General features: G+C 62.1%; 14 protein-coding genes. 10 read left to right on the top strand and 4 right to left on the bottom strand.

The window, feature by feature from the left end:
• Window positions 1–478: 478 nt before the first annotated feature.
• The 7 genes from FXB40_RS10715 to FXB40_RS10685 all read left to right on the top strand — a co-directional run bounded on the left by FXB40_RS10715 (window position 479) and on the right by FXB40_RS10685 (window position 10,126).
• On the top strand, window positions 479–1,798 hold the full coding sequence (locus tag FXB40_RS10715) for a glycosyltransferase (protein ID WP_246207510.1): 1,320 nt from the start codon (window positions 479–481) through the stop codon (window positions 1,796–1,798).
• Window positions 1,799–1,939: 141 nt separating this feature from the next.
• Window positions 1,940–2,755 (top strand): hypothetical protein, encoded by an 816-nt coding sequence (locus FXB40_RS10710; RefSeq protein ID WP_246207508.1) that lies wholly within the window; start codon window positions 1,940–1,942, stop codon window positions 2,753–2,755.
• Window positions 2,756–2,856: 101 nt separating this feature from the next.
• Window positions 2,857–4,263: an O-antigen ligase family protein gene (locus FXB40_RS10705; RefSeq protein WP_148772169.1), complete on the top strand. Its 1,407-nt coding sequence runs from the start codon at window positions 2,857–2,859 to the stop codon at window positions 4,261–4,263.
• Between the two features lie 33 nt (window positions 4,264–4,296).
• The gene (locus FXB40_RS10700) at window positions 4,297–6,282 is read left to right on the top strand and encodes a tyrosine-protein kinase domain-containing protein (RefSeq protein ID WP_148772168.1); all 1,986 of its coding nucleotides are present in this window, start codon (window positions 4,297–4,299) and stop codon (window positions 6,280–6,282) included.
• A 59-nt stretch (window positions 6,283–6,341) separates the two neighbouring features.
• Window positions 6,342–7,808, top strand: coding sequence for a hypothetical protein (locus tag FXB40_RS10695; protein ID WP_246207506.1), 1,467 nt, complete (start codon window positions 6,342–6,344; stop codon window positions 7,806–7,808).
• A gap of 52 nt (window positions 7,809–7,860) precedes the next feature.
• On the top strand, window positions 7,861–8,685 hold the full coding sequence (locus tag FXB40_RS10690) for an AAA family ATPase (protein ID WP_148772166.1): 825 nt from the start codon (window positions 7,861–7,863) through the stop codon (window positions 8,683–8,685).
• Between the two features lie 58 nt (window positions 8,686–8,743).
• On the top strand, window positions 8,744–10,126 hold the full coding sequence (locus FXB40_RS10685) for a lipopolysaccharide biosynthesis protein (protein ID WP_246207504.1): 1,383 nt from the start codon (window positions 8,744–8,746) through the stop codon (window positions 10,124–10,126).
• Between the two features lie 46 nt (window positions 10,127–10,172).
• Here the strand turns inward: FXB40_RS10685 and FXB40_RS10680 are convergent, their stop codons facing one another.
• A complete protein-coding gene (locus FXB40_RS10680; protein WP_148772165.1) occupies window positions 10,173–10,688 on the bottom strand; it encodes a DsrE family protein in 516 nt (171 codons plus the stop codon).
• 245 nt (window positions 10,689–10,933) lie between these two features.
• On the opposite strand from FXB40_RS10680, the gene FXB40_RS10675 reads away from it, so the two are divergent.
• The 3 genes from FXB40_RS10675 (at window position 10,934) to FXB40_RS10665 (ending at window position 14,816) form a co-directional block, all read left to right on the top strand.
• Window positions 10,934–13,135 carry a coiled-coil domain-containing protein gene (locus FXB40_RS10675; protein ID WP_148772164.1) on the top strand — a complete coding sequence of 734 codons (2,202 nt, stop codon included), beginning with the start codon at window positions 10,934–10,936 and terminating at the stop codon, window positions 13,133–13,135.
• A 44-nt stretch (window positions 13,136–13,179) separates the two neighbouring features.
• Window positions 13,180–14,199, top strand: a complete 1,020-nt coding sequence (locus FXB40_RS10670; RefSeq protein ID WP_148772163.1) for a TAXI family TRAP transporter solute-binding subunit — start codon at window positions 13,180–13,182, stop codon at window positions 14,197–14,199.
• 110 nt (window positions 14,200–14,309) lie between these two features.
• Window positions 14,310–14,816: a type VI secretion system-associated protein TagO gene (locus FXB40_RS10665; RefSeq protein ID WP_187436779.1), complete on the top strand. Its 507-nt coding sequence runs from the start codon at window positions 14,310–14,312 to the stop codon at window positions 14,814–14,816.
• Between the two features lie 159 nt (window positions 14,817–14,975).
• Here FXB40_RS10665 and FXB40_RS10660 read toward each other — a convergent pair whose 3' ends face one another.
• The 3 genes from FXB40_RS10660 to FXB40_RS47750 all read right to left on the bottom strand — a co-directional run bounded on the left by FXB40_RS10660 (window position 14,976) and on the right by FXB40_RS47750 (window position 19,662).
• Complete coding sequence (locus tag FXB40_RS10660; protein WP_246207501.1) at window positions 14,976–16,217, bottom strand: HlyD family type I secretion periplasmic adaptor subunit; 1,242 nt, start codon at window positions 16,215–16,217, stop codon at window positions 14,976–14,978.
• Between the two features lie 260 nt (window positions 16,218–16,477).
• Window positions 16,478–18,268: a type I secretion system permease/ATPase gene (locus tag FXB40_RS10655; RefSeq protein WP_430647023.1), complete on the bottom strand. Its 1,791-nt coding sequence runs from the start codon at window positions 18,266–18,268 to the stop codon at window positions 16,478–16,480.
• Between the two features lie 212 nt (window positions 18,269–18,480).
• Window positions 18,481–19,662 (bottom strand): calcium-binding protein, encoded by a 1,182-nt coding sequence (locus tag FXB40_RS47750; protein WP_187436778.1) that lies wholly within the window; start codon window positions 19,660–19,662, stop codon window positions 18,481–18,483.
• Window positions 19,663–19,915 lie beyond the last annotated feature (253 nt).

Raw genomic sequence — 19,915 nt, 5'->3', positions numbered from 1 at the left:
TAAATAGGTAGCCCGGAAGTACGCATCGATGTTTGCCTCGCGAGAAGCCGGCGCTGTCGCCGCCGCAGGAGAGGAGTGCCGCAGGGCAATTTGCCCGGATTTGCCGTTACGCTGCGAGGTACTCCAAAGGAGCTAGCGGCCCGTTGCCGTTTCGGCTTTCTTGTCCGGCCTTCCGCAAAAGAACCGCGCCAGGCGGTCCAGACTCCGTTCAGGCAGTCATCGGACACCGATGATCAAATTCTTCCTGAGAGCACGCCACCGGGAAGAACGAGTCCCCGCTCAGATTCGCCGCATCGCAAATCGCAACGAGAAACAGCAGATCGCGCAGTCATGTGATTACCCCTTTATTCGAATAGGCTCTCGCACCCACCGTGATAGGAGTGGATCACTGACAACTCTCTAGGTTGCAACGTGAAAACGGCGCTTCCCTGCGGATGTCGGAGCTCTCGAGCGGGCGTCGTTCGATCGAGGGATGGGGATGATGCGGTTCTCCCTTGGCGACAGGCTGCCGGGCTTTGCCAAGAAGCCAACGATGTCGAGTACAGGAGCTGGACGTATGTTGAGACCACGGCTGGACAGCGAGACCATGGACAGTTCTCACCTCGTTGGTGACGAACCAAATGGAATCTGGAGGGACCAGCGCGATCCGCTACAGCCGCACCTTCTTTATATCGGAGGCGAAGATCATCACCTTCGGATTCCCGCCATGTGCGCGCTGCGCGACCACGGCTTCCGCATCACCGCGGTCGGAAGCGGCGATCCCGCACCATTTGTGCACGCGGGCATCCGCTATCGGGGGTTCAAGTTCGACCGGTTCGTGAACCCGCGCGCCGACCTGGCGTCAATCAAGAGCCTAGCGAAGATCCTGGTCGAGGAACAGCCTGACCTTGCGCAAAGCTTCGACACCAAACCATCGATCTACCTGCCTCTGGCTGCGCGAAGCGCTCCCGGCGTATTGGCCATTCGCACGATCAATGGACGTGCTTTCCTCTACTCGTCGCGCTCTCCCCTCGCCCTGACGCTGCGTCCCGTGTATCGCGCGCTCCATAAGCTCGCGGCTCGCACGACTGCGGCCACGGTGTTTGAAATCAGCGATGATCGCGCATTTTTCGAACGTCACGGGATAGCGGGAAAGATGCCGGTTCTGATCCGAGGCGCCGGCGTCGATGTCGACGGTTTCGATCGCGCACTGATGTCAGGACCTTCGCCAGCCCAGCTCCGCCAGGAACTTGGGCTTGGCGACGCCGAAATCGTGATGACCGTGACGCGGATGACGAGGCAGAAGGGTATTCCAGCGCTGCTCGATGCGGCCGCGCGGGTGCACCAGGTGCGTCCCAATGTGCGCTTCCTGCTTGTCGGGCCCCGTGAATCCGAAGGCCCCCTCGCCATTTCGCAAGCCGAGATCGATCGACATGCTCCCTATGTGAAGGCGATCGGATCAAGATCGGATATCCCGGCCTTGCTCAGGCTCGCAGATGTATTCGCGTTTCCGACCGAGTACCGCGAAGGCGTGCCGCGAGTCCTCCTCGAGGCGGCCCTCGCCGGCGCACCAATCGTGACGACGACCATGCCGGGCTGCGCTGAAGTCATTCGCGACGGATGGAATGGTTTCCTGGCACCTCCTGGAGCGCCGCCGGTATTGGCCGCAAAAATCCTCTATCTGCTCGAGAACCGAGAGAAGGGGCGCGTCATGGCCGATCGCGCCGCCAAGCATGTCAGGCAGGAATTCTCCCTGGCGACTGTCGTCGCTGATCATGCCGCCCTTTACAGGAAGTTGATTGACCGTGCGCGCCACTAGCCCACTCAGCAATGGAAGGCTCGGATCGACGAGCGAGGATGCGACATGCGGCGTCCTGTAAGGACATATGCACGTGCGCCATATGTAGCGTGGTTTGCGGTGGCATCTCTACTAGCCACCGGCGCATTGCTCCTGCAGGGCGTGGCCTTCGACGCGCCGACGCGCGCCAATTCCAGAGCAGCGCTGCACTTCGCCTCCAACGGCAACTTCGACCCCGCTGGGAGCTACCTTCCCGCCGCCGCCGGCTTCAATCTGGCGGACGTCAGTAGCCCGGCGCAGTTGGACTCTCTGCCTGACGGCGTCAGGGGCCTCGTATGGATCGGCCAATGCAACGGCGTGGATACAAAATTCCTGAACGCCGTCCGCCCGTTCATCGGCAATGAAAAACTGTTCGGCTTCTACTTGATGGACGATCCGGATCCAACCGGGCAGCATTTCCCGCTCTGCAAGGCTGACAATCTGAAGGCCGAGTCGGACTGGATACATGCCAACGTGCCTGGCGCGAAGACATTCATCCTGCTCATGACGATGACGTCGTCGCGGACACCATCCTTCAAGGACACCTACAACCTCGCCAATTCACATGTCGACCTGTTTGGAATCGATCCCTATCCGTGCCGAACCGAGTTGAATGGCTGCGACTATCACCAGGTCGATCGCTATGTCGCTGCGGCCGAATCCGCCGGAGTGCCCCGCGACAACATGGTCCCGGTCTACCAGACCTTTGGCGGCGGCCGCTGGATGGATGACGGCGGCGGCCGATACGTGCTGCCGAGCGCAAGTCAGATGCAACAGATATTGGCCCGCTGGGACGCGCTCATACCGGCCCCCGTCTTCGACTTCGCCTATAGCTGGGGATCGCAGAATGGAGATTCGGCCCTCGCGGGGTCGCCGGAGTTGCAGGCGGTGTTCTTGCGCCGCAATCAAAACCCAATCGCTCTGAACCGGACGAATTGAGGGCTTGCCATGGAGACGGACCGACCGGGAGGCAAACGGGAAGCACGTCAATGGCGCGACGCTTGCTCACGCCTCCAGGTGCGGAAGACGGACACGCGCCGATGATGCTGGACACCTTGTTCGCTTTTGGGCTGCTGCTGACACCCGCTTCCCAATTGCGGGTCGCGGGCCTGCCGGTCGGACCGGGCGAACTTTGTCTGATCATCTGGGTGACCCTCATACTCGGCCGCGAAGCGGCACGCGCCAGCATTGTGCTGACGCCGGCTCTGTCGCGGCTGCTGTTGTTCTGGTCGCTGTTTACCCTTGCGCAGAGCCTCGGAACGCTGACGGCAAAGCTCATCGGCGACGAGCACGATCCCGTCTGGTTCATACACGACGTCATGGCCTATCCCCTGTTGGCCGCCATCAGTTGCCTGAGCGTGATCGGGCCGCACCCCGAAGCCCGATTGCGTCGCATCACCTGGCTGCTGTGTGGACTCGGCACGCCTGTTATTGTCGCACAACTGGCCGACGCCTGGGGTCTCTACGATCTACCGTCGGTCGACCCGATGTGGTGGGATCAATTCCGCGGCTGGTCGTCGAATCCGCATCAACTTGCAGTCCTCTGCATGGTGCTTGGATTTCTATCGCTCCACCTTGCCGAAACGTCCACCAGACTCGGCCCGAGGATGGGCGCTCTCGCCTGCGCCGTCATCCCCGTCTACACGGGCCGGATCACCGGGAGCGATTCGTTTACGCTCATTTTTGTGCTGGCCGGCCCGCTCCTCCTGGCGCTCAAGTGCCGAACCTGGCTGTTCTCGCGAGTGAGGCAGATCAGCTTCCGTTCAGCGTTCGCCTGGGTGATTGTGCTGGCCTTGCCCGGGCTCGTGATCTCGATGGCGCCTCTGGCCTATTCGATTGCGGTCGAAGCCAGCGACCTCGCCAAGTCGATGGCGCGGGACAACCCCGAGCAAACCAAAGAGAAGACGGAATTGCGATTTGAGCTTTGGAGCCAGGCCCTTAGGCGTGGGTTCGAATCCGGCATGCTCGGCCTGGGCCCCGGTCCGCATCTCGCAATTCCGAATTCCATCGTCTCGGCGAGGAAGCTGGATATGGTCCATCCCGAGTTTGTCGAACACCCCAAGCCCTCGTTCGTGCCGAACTTTGAGGCGCACAACACGATGCTCGACCTATTTACCCAGGGTGGGCTGCTTGTCGTCTTGAGCTTCGTCTGGCTCGTGGTAACGGCTTTCAGGTCCGCCTACGCGACCGGTGGGGCAGGCTTGCCGGCATTGCTGTGCGGTCTCTGCATTTACGCCATCGCCACCTTCCTGCTTCGGCATCCCATCTTCTGGTTTGTGATCGCCGTTTGCCTGGTGGCAGAGCCGGTGCTGGCGAACCAGCTGCGCTCGATCGCCAGAAGCAACGCATTGCGCGGCCATGCTCGCCTCGCGAACGCATGGAGCCGATCTCTTGCACGCCCGCGCCCCGCATACGGCGCGAGCCAACTGGGCTCGAGGTCGAGCTGATCGCGAGGATGGACCGATGGCAGGGAGGTACGGATGCAATTGATGGATAAGACGGGTCTCATCGCCGACAGCATACCGTTAAGGCCTGACTTCGAAGGCCTGCGGCAAGACGACCAGCCTGCGATCGCGTCCGACCCGGGCTTCCAGCAGGTGATCGGGGTCCTGCGTCGGAGGAGCAAGTTCATCCTCACCATCGCAGGCGTGGGAGCGATGTTGGCCGGCATCGCCGGTGTGCTCATCACGCCAAAATATACGGCGACTGCGCAGGTCGTCCAGGTTCAAGGCGGCACTCCCTTGAGTCCCGAGGCACTCCAGCAGGCCGTCGACACTCAGGTGACCATGCTGACATCCCCCTATCACCTGCGCCACGTTCTCGACAGCTTTCGGAACGATCCAAAGTTTCGCGGGCTGGCGTCCAACGTCGAAGTGGATCCGGCCATCGCGCCGAAACCTGCTCAGGCCGAGACCGACGAGGCCGGCCCGCTGGGCCTGAAGGAGCTCAAACGACGGCTGGGTGTCTGGATTGGACCGCTTTTCCATCACAGGCGAGCCGATGCAGGCCTGAAATTCGACGATCTCCAGCGTCGTCTGCAGGTTCTCCAGGAACGCCGCTCACGCATCATCAACGTCACCTTCCAGTGGACGAGCCCCGACAGGGCCGCCGACATCGTCAACCGGATCGTCGAGCTCTACGTTCAGAGCAATGCCGAGCAGCAGCGAGCCTACACCGCCGGCGAACTGGCCCGGCTTGACGAACGAATGGCGACGGTCAAGGCCGACATCGAGCGGAGCAGCGCAGCCCTGCACCAGGCAATCCAGCGGCGCGCCGATGCGGGCCGCAATGCCGGCGGCGAAGAACAGGCGGCTGGCGCCGATCCACGCGAACTCGAACGCCGAACCGCCGCCAGCGCACAGCTTTATGCAAGTCTTCTCCAGCGCCAGAAGGAGATCCGCGAACAGGAAGAGCTCGTCAACCCGGACGTCAGCATTCTCTCGCTTGCCTCTCCACCATCGCGACCGAGTTCTCCGAATCCGATCCTGTTCGTGCTCCCCGCCTTGATCGTCTCGCTCATCTGCGGGAGCTTCATCGCCCTCATCCAGGACCGGCTCGACAAGACGCTGCGCAGCGAGAAAGAAATCGCCGACGCGTTCGGGCTCTCCTGCGTCGGTCTGGTCCCGCAAATACCCACGGACCACCTGACTGACTCCGGAGACTATATTCGGGTCGAGCCATTCTCTCCGTACGCGGAAGCGCTGCGGTCCGCGGCCGCGACGTTACGTCTGGCCGAGCCAGGCCATGCGAAAACGGTCCTGATCACCTCCAGCATCACCGACGAAGGGAAAACCACGCTCGCCCGGGGACTATCGGCTTATGTCGGCCTGCTTGGGCGGCGTGCGCTCCTGATCGGCATCGACCTTCACAAAGGCATGCGCGTTACCGAGTTCGACAACGCCGGCGAGCGCCAAATCGTTGGTCTACCGAACCGATCGCTGGCGGACTCGATCCGGCACATTCCTCAGGCCGGCTTCGACTACGTTCGGATACCCGGCTATCGGCTCGACCCAGTAAGTGCCATCGAACAGATCGCCGAACTCATTCGCCAACTGCGCGATCGCTACGATTGCGTGATCATTGATGGTCCGCCCGTCCTTGCAGCCATTGAAGCACGGTTGCTCCCCTCGATCGCCGACAAGCTTCTCTTCGTCGTCAAATGGGGGAGCACGAGGCGGGAGGTCGCTCAGAACGCCTTGGGCGTCCTTCGCAACTGCGGGCGCTTCGACAACGATCGCGGCGATTTTGCAGCGGCCATCGCGACACAGGTCAATCTCAAGAAACATGCGCAATACGGCTATGGCGATGCGAGCGAATTTGCCGCCGGCGCTGCAGACGCGCCTCGCGCCGGCATACGTCAACGCTTCCTCGGGATCACCTCTTCTCTGTTTCAGTGGATGCAGGAGATCTGGCTTCAAGTGCTGGACATTGCAAGACCATCCGGGCGGAAAGGGCACGAGAGATGAGACAGGATGCCCTTCACAGGACAGACCCGACCGGTGACCCTGCCGCCGATAGCGCCATCTTGCAGCTCATTCTTACTGTCTTGAACGACTTTGACCGGCACGACATCACATACTTCTACTGGAAGAGCAGCAACCGAGTTTACCGTGGCCTGACCGGCGACGGAGATCTCGATCTGCTTGTCGCAAAACGGGATCAGCACCGCGCTCAGGCAATCCTCCTCGAGCGCGGTCTCAAGCTCTTTCCCGCCGTCGCCTATCGTGACCATCCGTCGGTCCTGAGCTATCTCGGCCATGATGAACCGAGCGGCCGGATCGTGCACCTTCATCTGCACGTTCGACTGGTCGCCGGCGCCAGCCTGCTCAAGAACTACCACCTGCCGTGGGAAGAGGTGCTGGCGAAGCGAGCGATTGCTCATCCGGAGCTGCCGATCCGTATCCTGGAGCCTGTGGACGAGGCATTGCTGTTGATTGTACGCGGCTGCCTCGAACTGAGGCGATCGGATCCTGTCGTGCTCCGCAACTGGCAGGCAATGACGCGCAAATTTGCACTTGATCGCGCGGACCTCGCAGGCCGAATTCCTCGCGCGGCACTCAGAAGGCGAGCGGCCGAGCTTCTGGGCGGCGATCTGGCCGACATGGTTGCCGATGCCCTTTATTGCCAGCCCTCGCTGGAACATCAGCGTCATCTGCGGCGGCGTATCCGAACGCACTTCGCGCCGCACCGTACCTACAACGAACTCGAGGCAGGGCTGCGGAGCCTGACGCGCGCCACACACCTCGCCGCCGGTTACCTGAACAAACGCTTTCTCTGGGCACCGCGGCCGTGGAGCCGACGAGCCCCGGGTGGTGGGCACGTCGTGGCCGTCATCGGCGTCGACGGCAGCGGGAAATCAACCATCGTCGCGACACTTCGGCAGTGGCTCGGCGAGGAGATGGACGTCATTCCGATCTATTTCGGGACCGGCGCAGGACGCCCCTCCCTCGTACTATGGCCGCTCAAGCTGATGGTCCCTCTGATCACGCCGTTATTCAAGACCAAGCCGAGAGGCTCATCGCATGGCAAGATCTCGGATCGCCCGCCGAGCCGGATGTACAGTGCTCTCATGGCGATCTGGGCGACGGCCACCGCCATCGAAAAGCGGTCCAAGCTGTCGGCCGCGCATCGCGGGGCTCGTCGGGGTCTTGTCGTGGTCACGGATCGATACCCCCAGAACGAGATCGCCGGCTTCAACGAAGGTCCGCTGATGCCGCGCCTGGTCGGGATTCCGCTCTGGCTACGCCAATTTGAAGCCAAAGCCTATTCACTTGCCGAGCGCCTGCCACCGGATATCGTCATCAAGCTGGTCGTTCCGCCGGAGGTTTGCGCCAGACGCGAACCCGACATGGATCCTGCCGTGATCACGCAACGTATCGCGGCTATCCCGCGACTGGCGTTTTCTGGCGCGCGCGTCGTCTCGATCGACGCCCAACAGCCATTAGCCGATGTCATTCGCGCGGTGAAAAAGGAGGTGTGGCGGATACTCTAGAGCAGACGACGGAACGGCCCAATTCAATCATTTCATTTGTCTGAGTTCGGATATGATCATCGAGTTTTTCGGTCCTCCAGGCGCCGGCAAGACCACTCTTGCACGTACTCTTGCGGCACGTCTACGCGAGCGCGACTACACCGTGGACCTCGTGCTCAGCCACCGGCCGGCGGAGCGCTCGCCAAGCGAGACCGTCACACCATCGACGGCCTTTCGGAAGATATCCTTCACGACACGGCGCTTGACGCGTCCGCTGGCGGAATTGGTGTGCATGATGTTCCGGCCGCGGGGGATTTCACGCGATCTCGGGACTGCGTTGAATCTGATCAAGATACTTCCGCCATCCAACACATTCTCTTCGCTCAGACTGCTGCAATACATGTCCAGGCTGTCGCACGCCTGGTTTCGCCGATCCGCGATTGCGCACATCGTCCTGTTCGATCAGGCGTTCGTCCAGGCGATTTGTTCCCTGGCACTGCTTTGCGGCATTGCAGACGAAGCATTGATCTCGTATGCGCTGGACCTTGTGCCTGAACCAGACATCCTGATACGCCTCGACGCACCGACCAAGCTCCTCGAGGAGCGACTCCGCAACCGACATGATCTCGGGGGAAGGTTCGAACAGCTGCTCGAGCTGGACGTGGAAACCAGCCTCAGCTCACGCAGCATCATCGACGTCCTGCACGAAGTGCTGCGCAGCAAAGGCCGGAACGTCGTGAGCATCTCGTCGCTTGATCGAACGTCTCTCGCCGCGGCCGTCGAACAGTTGGAACGGCAGATTGTGAGCATCGCCGAGCAACAGAAGCGCGCCACGGTCAAGCCAGCAAATGTTGAAGCGAACATCTCAGACCACTCTCTGTTGAATCATTTTCCTTGAATCGTTTTTAGACTTTGATTTCAGAGCATTCTGCGAGCCCGTACCGCAAGGACAGAAAATGGAAATGCATGACCGGAGCGCTGGCCACGCGCGGATCAGACGAGTGGTGATCGGAGGAGCTGCAGCATTCTCAGTCTACGTTGCCAGCGCCGGCGTAACTGCCTGCGCGCAACTCCTGATAGCCAGAATTGTCGGCGCTCACACATACGGCGTCTACGCCTATGTCATCGCCTGGATAACCATCCTCGCATATTTCTGCGCGCTCGGTTTCGATATCGCACTGCTGCGCTTCGTGTCCGCATATCAGACCATGGGAGCCAGCGGCCTTGCACGAGGCGTCATCCAATACGCAGAGCGACGTTCACTTGGCATAAGCCTTCTGGTCGCATTCATCGGGGCGGGTATTATCGAGATCTGGCCCGGGCCGTTCTCGACGGAGCTGACGAACACCTTTCTGGTCGGCTTCATTCTCATTCCCATTCTGGCGCTGTTATGGATACGCTGCTCGATCGTCCGCGCTTTTGGCGGCGTTGTTCCTGCACTGATACCCGACCGCGTGATGCGGGACGGAATACTTGTGATCATCGTCGTCGTGTCCGGTCTTTTCCTGGGATCGCGCATCGAGGCACAGGGCATCATGATGGCAACCGTCGCCGGCGCCGTCGTCGGACTCGTGCTCGCCAGCCAAGCTGTACGGAGATTGTGCCCAGACGCAATCAGGGCGGCAGAGCCTCAATATGAGCCCGTAACTTGGCGGCAGACTGCCGTCCCGTTCATGATCATCGCAGGGGCAGAAGCTCTCCTCAATCGCGCCGGCGTGGTGCTGCTCGGATGGTTCGGAGACACCAGGGAGGCCGGAATATATAGCCTGGTCTTCAATATCGCATTCCTTGTGGCATTGCCCCGCACTGCGATCAACACCCTGTTCGCACCGACCATCTCGAGCCTCTTCACAAGGAACGATCGGGCGACCTTGCAGGCACTCGTGACCAAGGCCGCTTTATGGACCCTCTGTACCTCGGTGGGCATCGCGCTCGGGTTGGCGATCGTGGCCGAGCCACTTCTCGCCTGGTTCGGCAGGGATTTTGTGGTCGGCGCCCCCGCCCTGCGCATCCTGCTCTTGGGGCAGGTGATCGCAGCCGCCTTCGGATCTCTACTGCTCATCATGACGATGACCGAGCACGAACGGGGGGCTGCCGTTCTGCTGACCCTGAGCGCCGTCATCAACATCCTCGCCAGCGTCGCATTCATCTACTGGCTTGGATTGACCGGCGCTGCGATCGCCAGCTCGGCCGCACTGATCATCTGGCACATCGCCATGGCCTTCTTCATATTCCGGCATCTGCGGCTGCTGCCCGGGCTCCTAGGGCTGTTCGTGCCGAATCGCCAGGAGAAAGCAACGTCGCGGCCGGATGTTCGCGTCAAAGCGTCGTCCGTTTGAGATTTCGTACCGCGCCGGCGCATCGCGCCGACGCGCCGGCCGCATTTCAGGGGCGCAGGTAGCTCCAACCCTGCTCCTGTAGCTCCATCAGCCGGACCACGCCGGATTTGGTGACCTTCGCCTGCGCGATAAGAGGAATCTCCTTGGCTTCGGTCTTCGCCATATTTTCCTTGGTATTTCCGCATGCGGAGAATGCAACTTCGGGCATGGTCTTGCCCATGGACTCGATGCGTGCCTTCACCGGCGAGGTGTCGTCTCGCAGCATGTGCAACCCCGGTCCGAACGCCACCACTTCGACCTCGATCTTCTGCCCGATTTCGGAATAGTGCTGAACCGTGTTGCTGACGTTGTTCAACGCGAGGTTCATGATCGCCGGATCATTGACGTCGACCTGGACGACAAGCCGGTGCGATTGCACGCGTTTGGGACTGGCGATCATCTTGGCATTGGCGTTGAGCTTTGGGCTCCCCGCCTGAGCAGAGGCATAGCCTGTCTGGATCGCATTTACCAGAAACGCGCCAGTGAAGGTCAGACTGGCGAAAACGATGACTGTTCTGTTCATGCTGTCTTCCCCTGGTTTGTGCGGAACACGCGCAGCCGCAGCTGGTCCGTCCCAATTTGTTGCGCGCGGCCGCGCCGGTCAAGGAAAGCGCAGCGGCAGCGCAGACGATCTACTTTATTCCCGGAACGACGCCCCGCTACCTCCTTGTGGCTACCTACCCTGCGACCTCGACAGGGCGCCAAGCAAGGCGGTGTCATTGATGACGCCGAACGGCAAGGTGCCTAAAGCCAGTCTGAGCTGTCACGATGAGGTTACAGGCAATTGCGCACGAAACGACTGACTCGCTGAGCGGGATCCCCCGTTCTGTCCGACAGGGCGGATCGCTGGGCGGAGATCTCGCGCGGACAGCTGCGGCGGCGACTTTCCTCCTGGCACTCCTTGTCGGAGTCGCGCATGCCGGCTCGCGCGACGATATCGAGTTCGGCGTCCCGGCAGTTGAAGCCGAACGGATCAGGCATCAGCAGGCGATCGAGCAGGAGCGCGATCGGGCCGACGGGCTCGCACGTGAGCTGGCAAGTGTCCGGGCAGAGCTGAATGCCGCCCAGCGCGACCGCGAGCACGCGATTGGTGCCATTGAGCTGGGGATCAGACAAACCCACGCCCTTGAGCTGGAACGGGACAAGGTAAGCAATCTCACGCGAGACCTCTCATTCCTCAGGGCAGAGCTCGACGCAGCCCGGATCGCAGCTTCAAGGGCGATGCAGATCCCCGCAGCGGATCCCAAGCAAGAGCCGATCATCGAACCGGGAGCCCGGAAAGAGAGTAGTGCAGCCGAACTTGCGTCGCTGCGATCGGATCTCGACGTCGCGCGGAGCGCCGCGACAGAAGCCACAACGGCCCTTGCCGCAGAGGTTGCACAGAGCCAAGCGCTCGAAGTCGAGCTGAAGCAGCAACGCGACAGATCCGAGGGGGCCGTCACCGAGCTGACTTCCCTCAGGGCCGAGCTCGAAACCGCACGGAAGGCGACCACCGACTCTTCCAAACTCGTCGCAGTCGAGGCTACGCAAAAGCAGGCCATGGAGCAGGAACTAAAGCTGCAACGCGACAGGGCGGATGCCGCCGCAAACGAACTTGTCGTCCTGCGGGCGGCGGCCAACACTGCTCGAGCTGAGAGTTCTGACGTTGCGAAAGCGGCCACCACCGAGCTGACTTCCCTCAGGGCCGAGCTCGAAACCGCACGCAAGGCGACCACCGACTCTTCCAAACTCGCCGCCGCCGAGGCCACGCAAAAGCAGGCCATGGAGCGGGAACTGAAGCTGCAACGCGACAGGGCGGATGCCGCTGCAAACGAACTGGTCACCCTGCGGGCGGCGGCCAACACGGCTCGAGCTGAGACCTCCGACGTTGCGAAGGCGGCCGCTGCAAAGTCGGAGCGGGCTCTCGCCGTGGAAAACGAGCTCGCGCAACAGCGAGCTCGAGCAGATGCCGCCTCGAAGCAGCTCGGCTCCATCCGGGCCGAGTTCGATGCCGCGCGCGCCGCGTCTATCAAGGCAAGCGCCGCCGAAGCCGAGCAGAGGCAGATGCTGGAACGCGAGCTCGGGCAGCAGCGAGACAGAGCAGACACGCTGGCACGCGAAACGAAGTCGCTGACGAGCGAGCGCGATGACGCGCGTTACGCCGCCCGAGACGCCGCACAGGCCGCCGATGCCGCTCAGGCCGCGAACAAGAAGGAGCTGGCCAAAGAGCGGGCCAAGAGCGAGGGTCTCCTCCGCGAACTGGCCTCCGCGCGGAAGGAGGTCGAGGAACGTTCGGCGGGCCTCGTCGTCGCCTATGCCGAGATCCTCAGAGTCACCGAGCTCAGCGCGATGACGGCGAAGCAGAACGAAGCGCTCGCTGGTGAACGTGAGCGCGCCGAGGCTCTCGCGCGCGAGCTTGCGTCGACCAAAGCCAAGCTTGAGCAGACGAATGGAAAACGGCCCTCAACAAATGCGTCCGCAAGCCGGCCGCCGGAACAGACCGAAAAAGGGCGTGTGACCGATCTCGTCTCCGGCACCGAGGCAAGGGGCCGCGCGCCCGAACAGGAAGCCAGCCGGACTGTCGCCTCCAGCCCGCAACGTCCTCCTGAATCGACCCGATCGACATCGCAGGCACAAGCAACGGATCGTATCCCACCGACGGACCCAAAGGTTGCCGCAGTGTCGGAGCGCACCGCTTCGACGGCGGCGCCGTCCCGCTCGCCTGCGGACGAGCAGAAGCTGCTTGCACGGGCGAATGCGTTGCTGCGGCAGTCCGATATCAGCAGCGCCCGCCAGTTGCTCGAGCTGGCTCTTGCGCGCGGCAGCGCGCGGGCCGCCTTCATGCTTGCAGAGACCTATGACCCGCCGGTGCTGGAATCGTGGCGTGCGCGCGGAGTCACCGGCGACCCGGCGAAGGCCCGCGACCTTTATCAAAGAGCAAAGGCTGGCGGCATTGATGATGCGGATGAGCGGATCAAGGCGCTGAGATAGCGTCGGATCATCTCTCGAAAAGGCTAGATGACGGAGACAGACCCATGGCCCTGATCAGGTTCGCGTCCACGATTGCAGCGGCGCTGCTCGGCCTGCAGATGACGGCGAACGCCCAGTCTGTCCGACAACCACCCGCTCCGCCGGCCGCGGCAAAGAACGCCGACATCATCGCAAAAGAGCGCATCAATGCCTGGACCGTCGGGCTCGCAGGCGGCCTCATCGAGGGTGCTCCGCTTCGGCTCGCGGCAGAGATCGCCCGCGTGGCCAACGAGGAAGACAAGCTTCACGTCATCCCGATCGTGACGACCGGCGCGACGGAGAACGTCAACTCGCTGCTCTATCTGCGAGGCGTGGATGCGGCGATCATCAATACGGACGCCCTCGACGAGTACAAGGCCCAGGTCCCGTCGATCGACCGGCGCATCGTCTACATTCTCAATCTCTTCCCAGCCGAGCTGCACGTCTTTGTGCGTCCGGAGATCAAATCGCTCGATGACCTCAAGGGCAAGAAGGTCAACTTCAACACGCAAGGCACGGCGGCGGCCTATTCCGGTCCACTGATTTTCAGCCGGCTGGGGCTGAACGTCGAGAAGATGTTCATTCCCCATCAGGTCGCACTACAGCAGATGAAGAGCGGGGAAATCGCGGGGGTTGTGTTCATCACTTCGAAGCCGATCGATGCCTTTCTGAAGGGACGCTGGGAGCCCGGGTACAAATTCCTGCCGGTGGAGTACGATTCGCGGTTCGAGGACTACTATCTACCGTCTGCGATCAGCTCGGCGGACTATCCGAGCCTCGTACCGCAGGGCGAACGCATCTCGACCATCGCGGTTCCTACCATTCTGGCGGGCTACAACTGGCCGAAGCAATCCGATCGCTACGCGCGCATGGCCCGCTTCGTGGAGCAGTTGTTCGGCCGGCTCGACCGGCTGCAGTCGCCCGGCTTCGATCCGAAATGGAAGGACGTGAGCCTCCGCGCGAACGTTCCCGGCCTCGCCCGCTTCGGCCCCGCACAGGAATGGCTCGATCGCTCACCGGGCGCGACGGTGGGACTGTCACGATGAGGCCAATGAGTGCCGTGGCTTTGATCGCACTCGCAAGTTTGACCCTGCCGACCCTCGCACAGGCGGGCGATGCTACGGATCGGTTGAAGGAATGTGCCCGGTTTCAAGGAATGGACCGGCTGAAATGCGTCGACGATTTGCTGGGAGAGGCGGCGGAACCGACCGGCTCGGCACCATCCCGAGCGCGGGACTGGATCATCAGCGAGACGACCTCGCCGGTGGACTACAAGCCGCAGATCTCGGCGCAGACCATGGGACGTCGAGCCACGAAGGATGCGCCCTCCGCGATCGCGATCCGCTGTCGCGGCAGTCGAACCGAGCTGACCATACCCACCTCGCCATCCTGGAAGCAGCCTGCAGAGACCGAGGTGAAAGTCGTGTACCAGATCAACGACGAGCCAACCGTCGAAGAGCGCTGGCGCACGACGGAGGGAGGCCGAAGTCTGACTTTTCAGGGTGACGCCGTTCGCCTGTTGCGCGCGATGCCGGAGGGCGGCCGGCTCCTGATCAGGGTCTACGCGGGGAAGACCCTCCCATACGAAAACACGTTTGACCTGGTCGGCCTGGATTCCGTCCGACGCAAGCTCGCGATCGCCTGCAACTGGCCGGCTTCGTGAGAAAGCGCCGATCTGATCAGAGATCGGCCGCCTCCCCCGCTCCCTCACTTCTGCGCACTAGAGCCTTTCCCGTTCCGATGGAATCGGAACGGGGCTCTAGATTCTTGTTTTGACGCGTTTTCTTGACGCGAACCGGTATCCACATCGCTCGAAAACGCTCTAGTTCTCCCGCATGCCGCGACGTATCGCGTCCGTCATCGGTTGCGTGAGATAGGCCAGCACGGTGCGTTCCCCGGTCGCGATGAGAACGTCGGCCATCATTCCGGGCTTGAGCTTTTCCCGGATCGTCTCGGGGAATTTCGCCACCTCAACCGAGACCTTGACTTCGTAATAGGGTTGATGCGTCGCTTCATCGCGAACCGCATCGGCTGCGATCGACAGGACCTCGCCTACGGCGATCGGGGTGGAGCGAGCCTTGAACGAGGGAAGCCGGATTTCCGTGGGCAGACCAACCTGCACATGATTGATGTCGAGGGACGACACCCTTGCCGCGACCACGAGCACGTCGTTGTCGGGAACGACCTCCATCAGAACGTCGCCGGCCTTGACCACCGCTCCCACCGTATGCACCTTCAAATTCACAATGCGTCCGGAGCGCGGCGCACGCACCTCCATCCGAGCCAGAACATCGTCGGTGGCCCGCAGCTTCTCGCGCGCATCGGCAAGTTGCGCCCTCGTCTCGGTCAGCTTGCCGGTCGCTTCCTCCAGGACTTTCTGTCCGACCTGCTCGATCTGCAACCGCGACTCGTCGATCGCGCGCCCGTAGCGTGCGATGTCGGCCTCGTAAGCACCGATCTTGCCATCGAGCTCGGACTTGCTGCGCTCGAGAGTTGCGACGCGTGCGAACGCAACGATCCCCTGATCGGCGAGCGGCTTGAGCTTCGCGTATTCCTGGCTCACGCTATCGAACTGCGCCCGTGTCGCCTTGCTCTGCGCATCATTTCCCTGAATCTGCCGCTGCGCCTGCGCAATGCGCTCTTCAAGAATCGATATCTCGATTTTTCGCGCAGCGCGGCGTTCGTCAAAACGCCGTTTCTGGTCGCCCATCGCCCGCTGCGCCGCTGGATCGGAAGCATTCTGAGTCAGTTCGGCAGGAAATGCGATCTTGTCGCTTCCCGCGGCTTCAGCCTGCAGGCGCGCCTCCTCGCCAATCGCCGAATAAACGGCCGAGCGCGCGATCCCCTCTTTCGCGCGTTCCTGGGTTGAATCGAGCCGCAACAGGACCTGCCCCTCGGCGACGTGAGAGTCGCCGCTCACCATCAGGCTCTGCACGATGCCGCCCTCGAGGTGCTGCACCGCCTTCTTATCGCTCTCGACGACCACCGACCCCGTGGCCACCACCGCACCATCGATCGAGGCCAGCGCGGCCCAACCGCCGAATACGGCGAACGTGAAGAACACGACGGCAAAGCCCCGTCGCGCTGGGGCATGCCAGTCGCCAGACGGGCCACCATGATCTGGCCGCGCGTTCCAATTCGATGGGATCGATCGCATTGCCCTCACAAGGGGGACAAGCCGCCTTGCCTGCGACCGCAGGCTGGCGATGCCGCTGCGCACGGCATTGACCCTTTGAGTCTTGCCACTCCCGCTCAAGCGCTTCATGAGCTCCGTGAATTCGATATGACGAGTGCTCTCTTCAAGCGACATCATGTTGTCGTCCATCATTGCCTCGTCGCGTGCACGGGCCGCACCGAATTCGAGAGATACCGGGGGGCGCCTTCGGCGCGGCGATCGGCCGGCACTCGCGCTTCGCGATGCATCGGCGTGACGGCTTGCCCCAGCAGCGCAGGAAGAAGTTCGTCGCGTGTGCCGAACCGGCCGAGGCGACCCTCGTTCATGAAGACGATCTTGTCGACGAGGGCAAGCAGATTGGGGCGATGATTGATGATCACGACGGTCACCCCCTGCTTCCGGAGCTCCTGGATCGCATCGGCCAGCGCGCGGTCGCCGTCTCCATCCAAATTGGCATTCGGCTCGTCGAGCACGACCAGCACCGGCTTGCCGAACAACGCACGCGCCAATCCGATACGCTGTCGCTGGCCGCCCGAAAGGCCCGCGCCATTATCGCCAATGACGGTGTCATAGCCCTTCGGAAGCCGCTGGATCATGGCATGCGCGGACGCCAGTTGCGCAGCCTCGACAACCGCCTCGTCTGTCGCATCATCGCGGAACCGGGCGATATTGTCGCGCACGGAGCCGGCAAACAATTCGACGTCCTGCGGAAGATACCCGAGACGCTGCCCGAGGAAATTGGCATCGAAATGCCTCGTGTCGTTGCCATCGATGCGCACGCAACCGCGAACGACGGGCCACGCACCGACCAGCGCTCGTGCCAGCGTTGATTTGCCGGAGCCGGACTGACCAACGACGGCAACAATTTCGCCGGGAGCCAGACGGAAAGACACGTCTGCCACCGCCGGCATTTGCGATCCGGGTACGAGGACCGTCACGGCTTCGACCGAGACTTCACCGGCCAGCTGCGGCAGCCGGGTCGGCGGCCGCTCTGCGGCCCGGGTCCGGAGCGCGGCATCGAGCCGCGCATATGATGTACGCGCGACAACGATGGCTTTCCACTGCGATACGGCCGCTTCCACCGGCGCAAGCGCGCGCCCCATGATGAGCGAAGCCGCGAACAGAACGCCTCCCGAGATCTCCTGCTGGATCGCGAGATAGGCTCCCACACCCATGATCGACACCTGAAGGGCCATCCGCAGGAACTTGGAGATCGCAAGGAGCGTACCACCGCGCTCGCCCGCACGGGCGCCGTCGAGAAGTGCCTCGCCATGTGTGGAGCTCCAGGCGCTGCGCACGGCAGGTCCCATACCAAGCGCTCGGATGGCCTCGGCGTTGCGGAGCGAGGATGTCAATCGGTCCAGGGCATGAAGATTTTTCGATGCGGCCGCAATGAGCGGCGCCTTGGTGGCGCGCTCGTTGAGGAAGGCCAGCGAAAGGATGATAACCGCACCGATGAGGGCAACCAGGCCGATCAAGGGATGGAGCAGGAAGCATATTGCCAGGAATATCGGCGTCCACGGCACGTCCATGAGCGACGTGATCACCCCCCCCGACAAGACTTCGCGCAGAGTGTCCACGTCGCGAAGCAGCTGGACATGATGCGAGCTGCCCGTGGTCAGGGATTGCCCGAGCGCGGTCTCAAAGACCTCTCCCGAGAGAAGCTGGTCGAACCTGATCCCGATTTGCACGAGGATCCGGCTGCGAAAATGCTCCAGCGTCGCGTAGCTGACGAAGAGCGCGAGCGCGATCAGCGAGAGCAGCAGGAGAGTCATTCCGTTCCGGCTGGTCAGCACGCGATCGTAGATTTGCATGGTGTAGAGCGGAGAGACGAACACCAGCAGGTTTATGAAAATCGATAGTCCGCCGGCTGCGAGGAGGCCGGGACGTATTTGACGAAATCCCTCCGCGAGCGCGGAGACCTTTGCCGAAGCGTACATGTGCATATCCGGGCGGCCCTTGGTGGGGCAGCGGCAAGCGGTTGAAATTTGCATGCGATCGAGCGTTGACGCTCGCATTCCAACATTCCGCAGTGCGCAGAATGCCACCCCAACTCGCGGCCAGTGCGGCCGCCAACGGTCACCCTAGGTGATTCTCATACGCGGGGCGTGCGCCCCGCGTATGTCTCTGTTGACTTAGACCGTCCCCAAACTCAGAGGTGCCAGCCGTGATGGTCGGTGTGGTGGCCGATCATATCGATCAGATGAGTCCCGGCATCGGTGGTCGTATCCGTTGCGCCGCTTGCAGTTGCGGTCGCAGTCTGCGTCGTGGACGTGGTCACGGCTGCAGGCGAAGTCGCCGTTGCACTGGTCGTAAGCTGCGAGAAATCGAGCCCGTGATGGTGGTGGTGATGGCTACCATCGGTCGTCGTCGATGTCGAACCGCCGGACGAACTGCCGCTGGTCGAGCCCGTGGTCGTGCCACCGGTGGTGGTACCGCTGCCCGTGGTGGTACCGGTGCCGCTGCTCGAGCCGGTGGTCGTACCACCGGTCGACCCGGTCCCGGTCGTCGTGCTTCCGCCCGAACTACCTGTCGTGCTTCCGGTGGTGCTTCCGGTGGTGCCTCCGGCCGTCGTGCTCGTGCCGGTATTGTGCTGCAGGAAAACGCTCTGCAACGCGGACGAACTCTCGAGTGCCGTATCGCCATTTTGCGAACCCCAGGCATAGGCGTAATCGAAGGCCGGATTTGGCACAGCCGCTGCCCAATGAGCGAGCATCGTCTGTTCCTGCGCGGCCGTCGGCATCACGTAATGACCTCCGCTGTCGTCGGCCCAGTTGCCGCCGCCGAAGGTCTGGAACACCGGGACAATATGGTCCACCGAAATCCCCGCGGACTCGGCGGCGGCCACGGCCTTGTCGATCATGCTGTAATCGACGGTGCTCATGTCCGACCGCACCGGGTACGGATCGATGCCGAACAGATCGATGTGGGTATTGGCCGGATTGTAGGTATTCGCGAAGGTCGGATTCTCCGAAGACCCCATGTTCATCATGGTGATGAAGGTCTTCGCGCCGGGAAAGTTGGCGTGGATATAATCGGACTCTGCCTTGAGGTTGGCCGCCGTCACCAGCGTATTGTACTGGCCCGTGGGATCCGGCTCATCCTTGAGGTAGAAGGCGTAGACCTTCGAGTTACCGACGTAGGGCTTCAGAGCATCGATGAAGCTCTGGGTAACGCCGTCCCCTTGATCAAGGTAAACCATACCTTTCACATTAGCGGGCAATGCATTCAGCTCGTCGACCGACGAAACATCGGCCAGGTTGAAGCCCGCCGCAGCTGGCGTGTAGGTGCCCTGCGCATTGATGTTGTTGCCTGCGGTGTAGTGTAGTGTCAAATCGCTTCCCCTTCGTGGTGAGTGCCCCCAGCACCTCCAAGTCTGAGTGCAACCGGCCTCTCATTGCGGGTGAACGTATGTTTACATTTGGGGCAGGAATCTCGGCTCGATTGGGCGGAACCAAGGGCTTATTGTGCCGAAAACTTGGGCGCCCAATTAGGCCGCAATCGGTCCAAAGCACCCTTTCCGGGCGTTTTCCCAATAGCGTCAATAGCCTGAATGAGAGGTGGATGCGCGTGCGCCGTTGATCCGC

Origin of the sequence: Bradyrhizobium rifense, from assembly GCF_008123425.1 — a bacterium.
In the GTDB taxonomy this organism is placed as follows: domain Bacteria; phylum Pseudomonadota; class Alphaproteobacteria; order Rhizobiales; family Xanthobacteraceae; genus Bradyrhizobium; species Bradyrhizobium rifense.
Note: the sequence above shows the minus strand (reverse complement) of the source record. Positions and strands in the feature narration are given on the sequence as shown.

What these genes read in the sequence shown, in the direction of transcription:
- FXB40_RS10715 (WP_246207510.1), top strand. Translation starts at nt 479, where the DNA reads ATGATGCGGTTCTCCCTTGGCGACAGGCTGCCGGGCTTTGCCAAGAAG.
- FXB40_RS10705 (WP_148772169.1), top strand. Translation starts at nt 2,857, where the DNA reads ATGATGCTGGACACCTTGTTCGCTTTTGGGCTGCTGCTGACACCCGCT.
- FXB40_RS10700 (WP_148772168.1), top strand. Translation starts at nt 4,297, where the DNA reads ATGCAATTGATGGATAAGACGGGTCTCATCGCCGACAGCATACCGTTA.
- FXB40_RS10690 (WP_148772166.1), top strand. Translation starts at nt 7,861, where the DNA reads ATGATCATCGAGTTTTTCGGTCCTCCAGGCGCCGGCAAGACCACTCTT.
- FXB40_RS10685 (WP_246207504.1), top strand. Translation starts at nt 8,744, where the DNA reads ATGGAAATGCATGACCGGAGCGCTGGCCACGCGCGGATCAGACGAGTG.
- FXB40_RS10680 (WP_148772165.1), bottom strand. Translation starts at nt 10,688, where the DNA reads ATGAACAGAACAGTCATCGTTTTCGCCAGTCTGACCTTCACTGGCGCG.
- FXB40_RS10675 (WP_148772164.1), top strand. Translation starts at nt 10,934, where the DNA reads ATGAGGTTACAGGCAATTGCGCACGAAACGACTGACTCGCTGAGCGGG.
- FXB40_RS10670 (WP_148772163.1), top strand. Translation starts at nt 13,180, where the DNA reads ATGGCCCTGATCAGGTTCGCGTCCACGATTGCAGCGGCGCTGCTCGGC.
- FXB40_RS10665 (WP_187436779.1), top strand. Translation starts at nt 14,310, where the DNA reads ATGGACCGGCTGAAATGCGTCGACGATTTGCTGGGAGAGGCGGCGGAA.
- FXB40_RS10655 (WP_430647023.1), bottom strand. Translation starts at nt 18,268, where the DNA reads ATGTACGCTTCGGCAAAGGTCTCCGCGCTCGCGGAGGGATTTCGTCAA.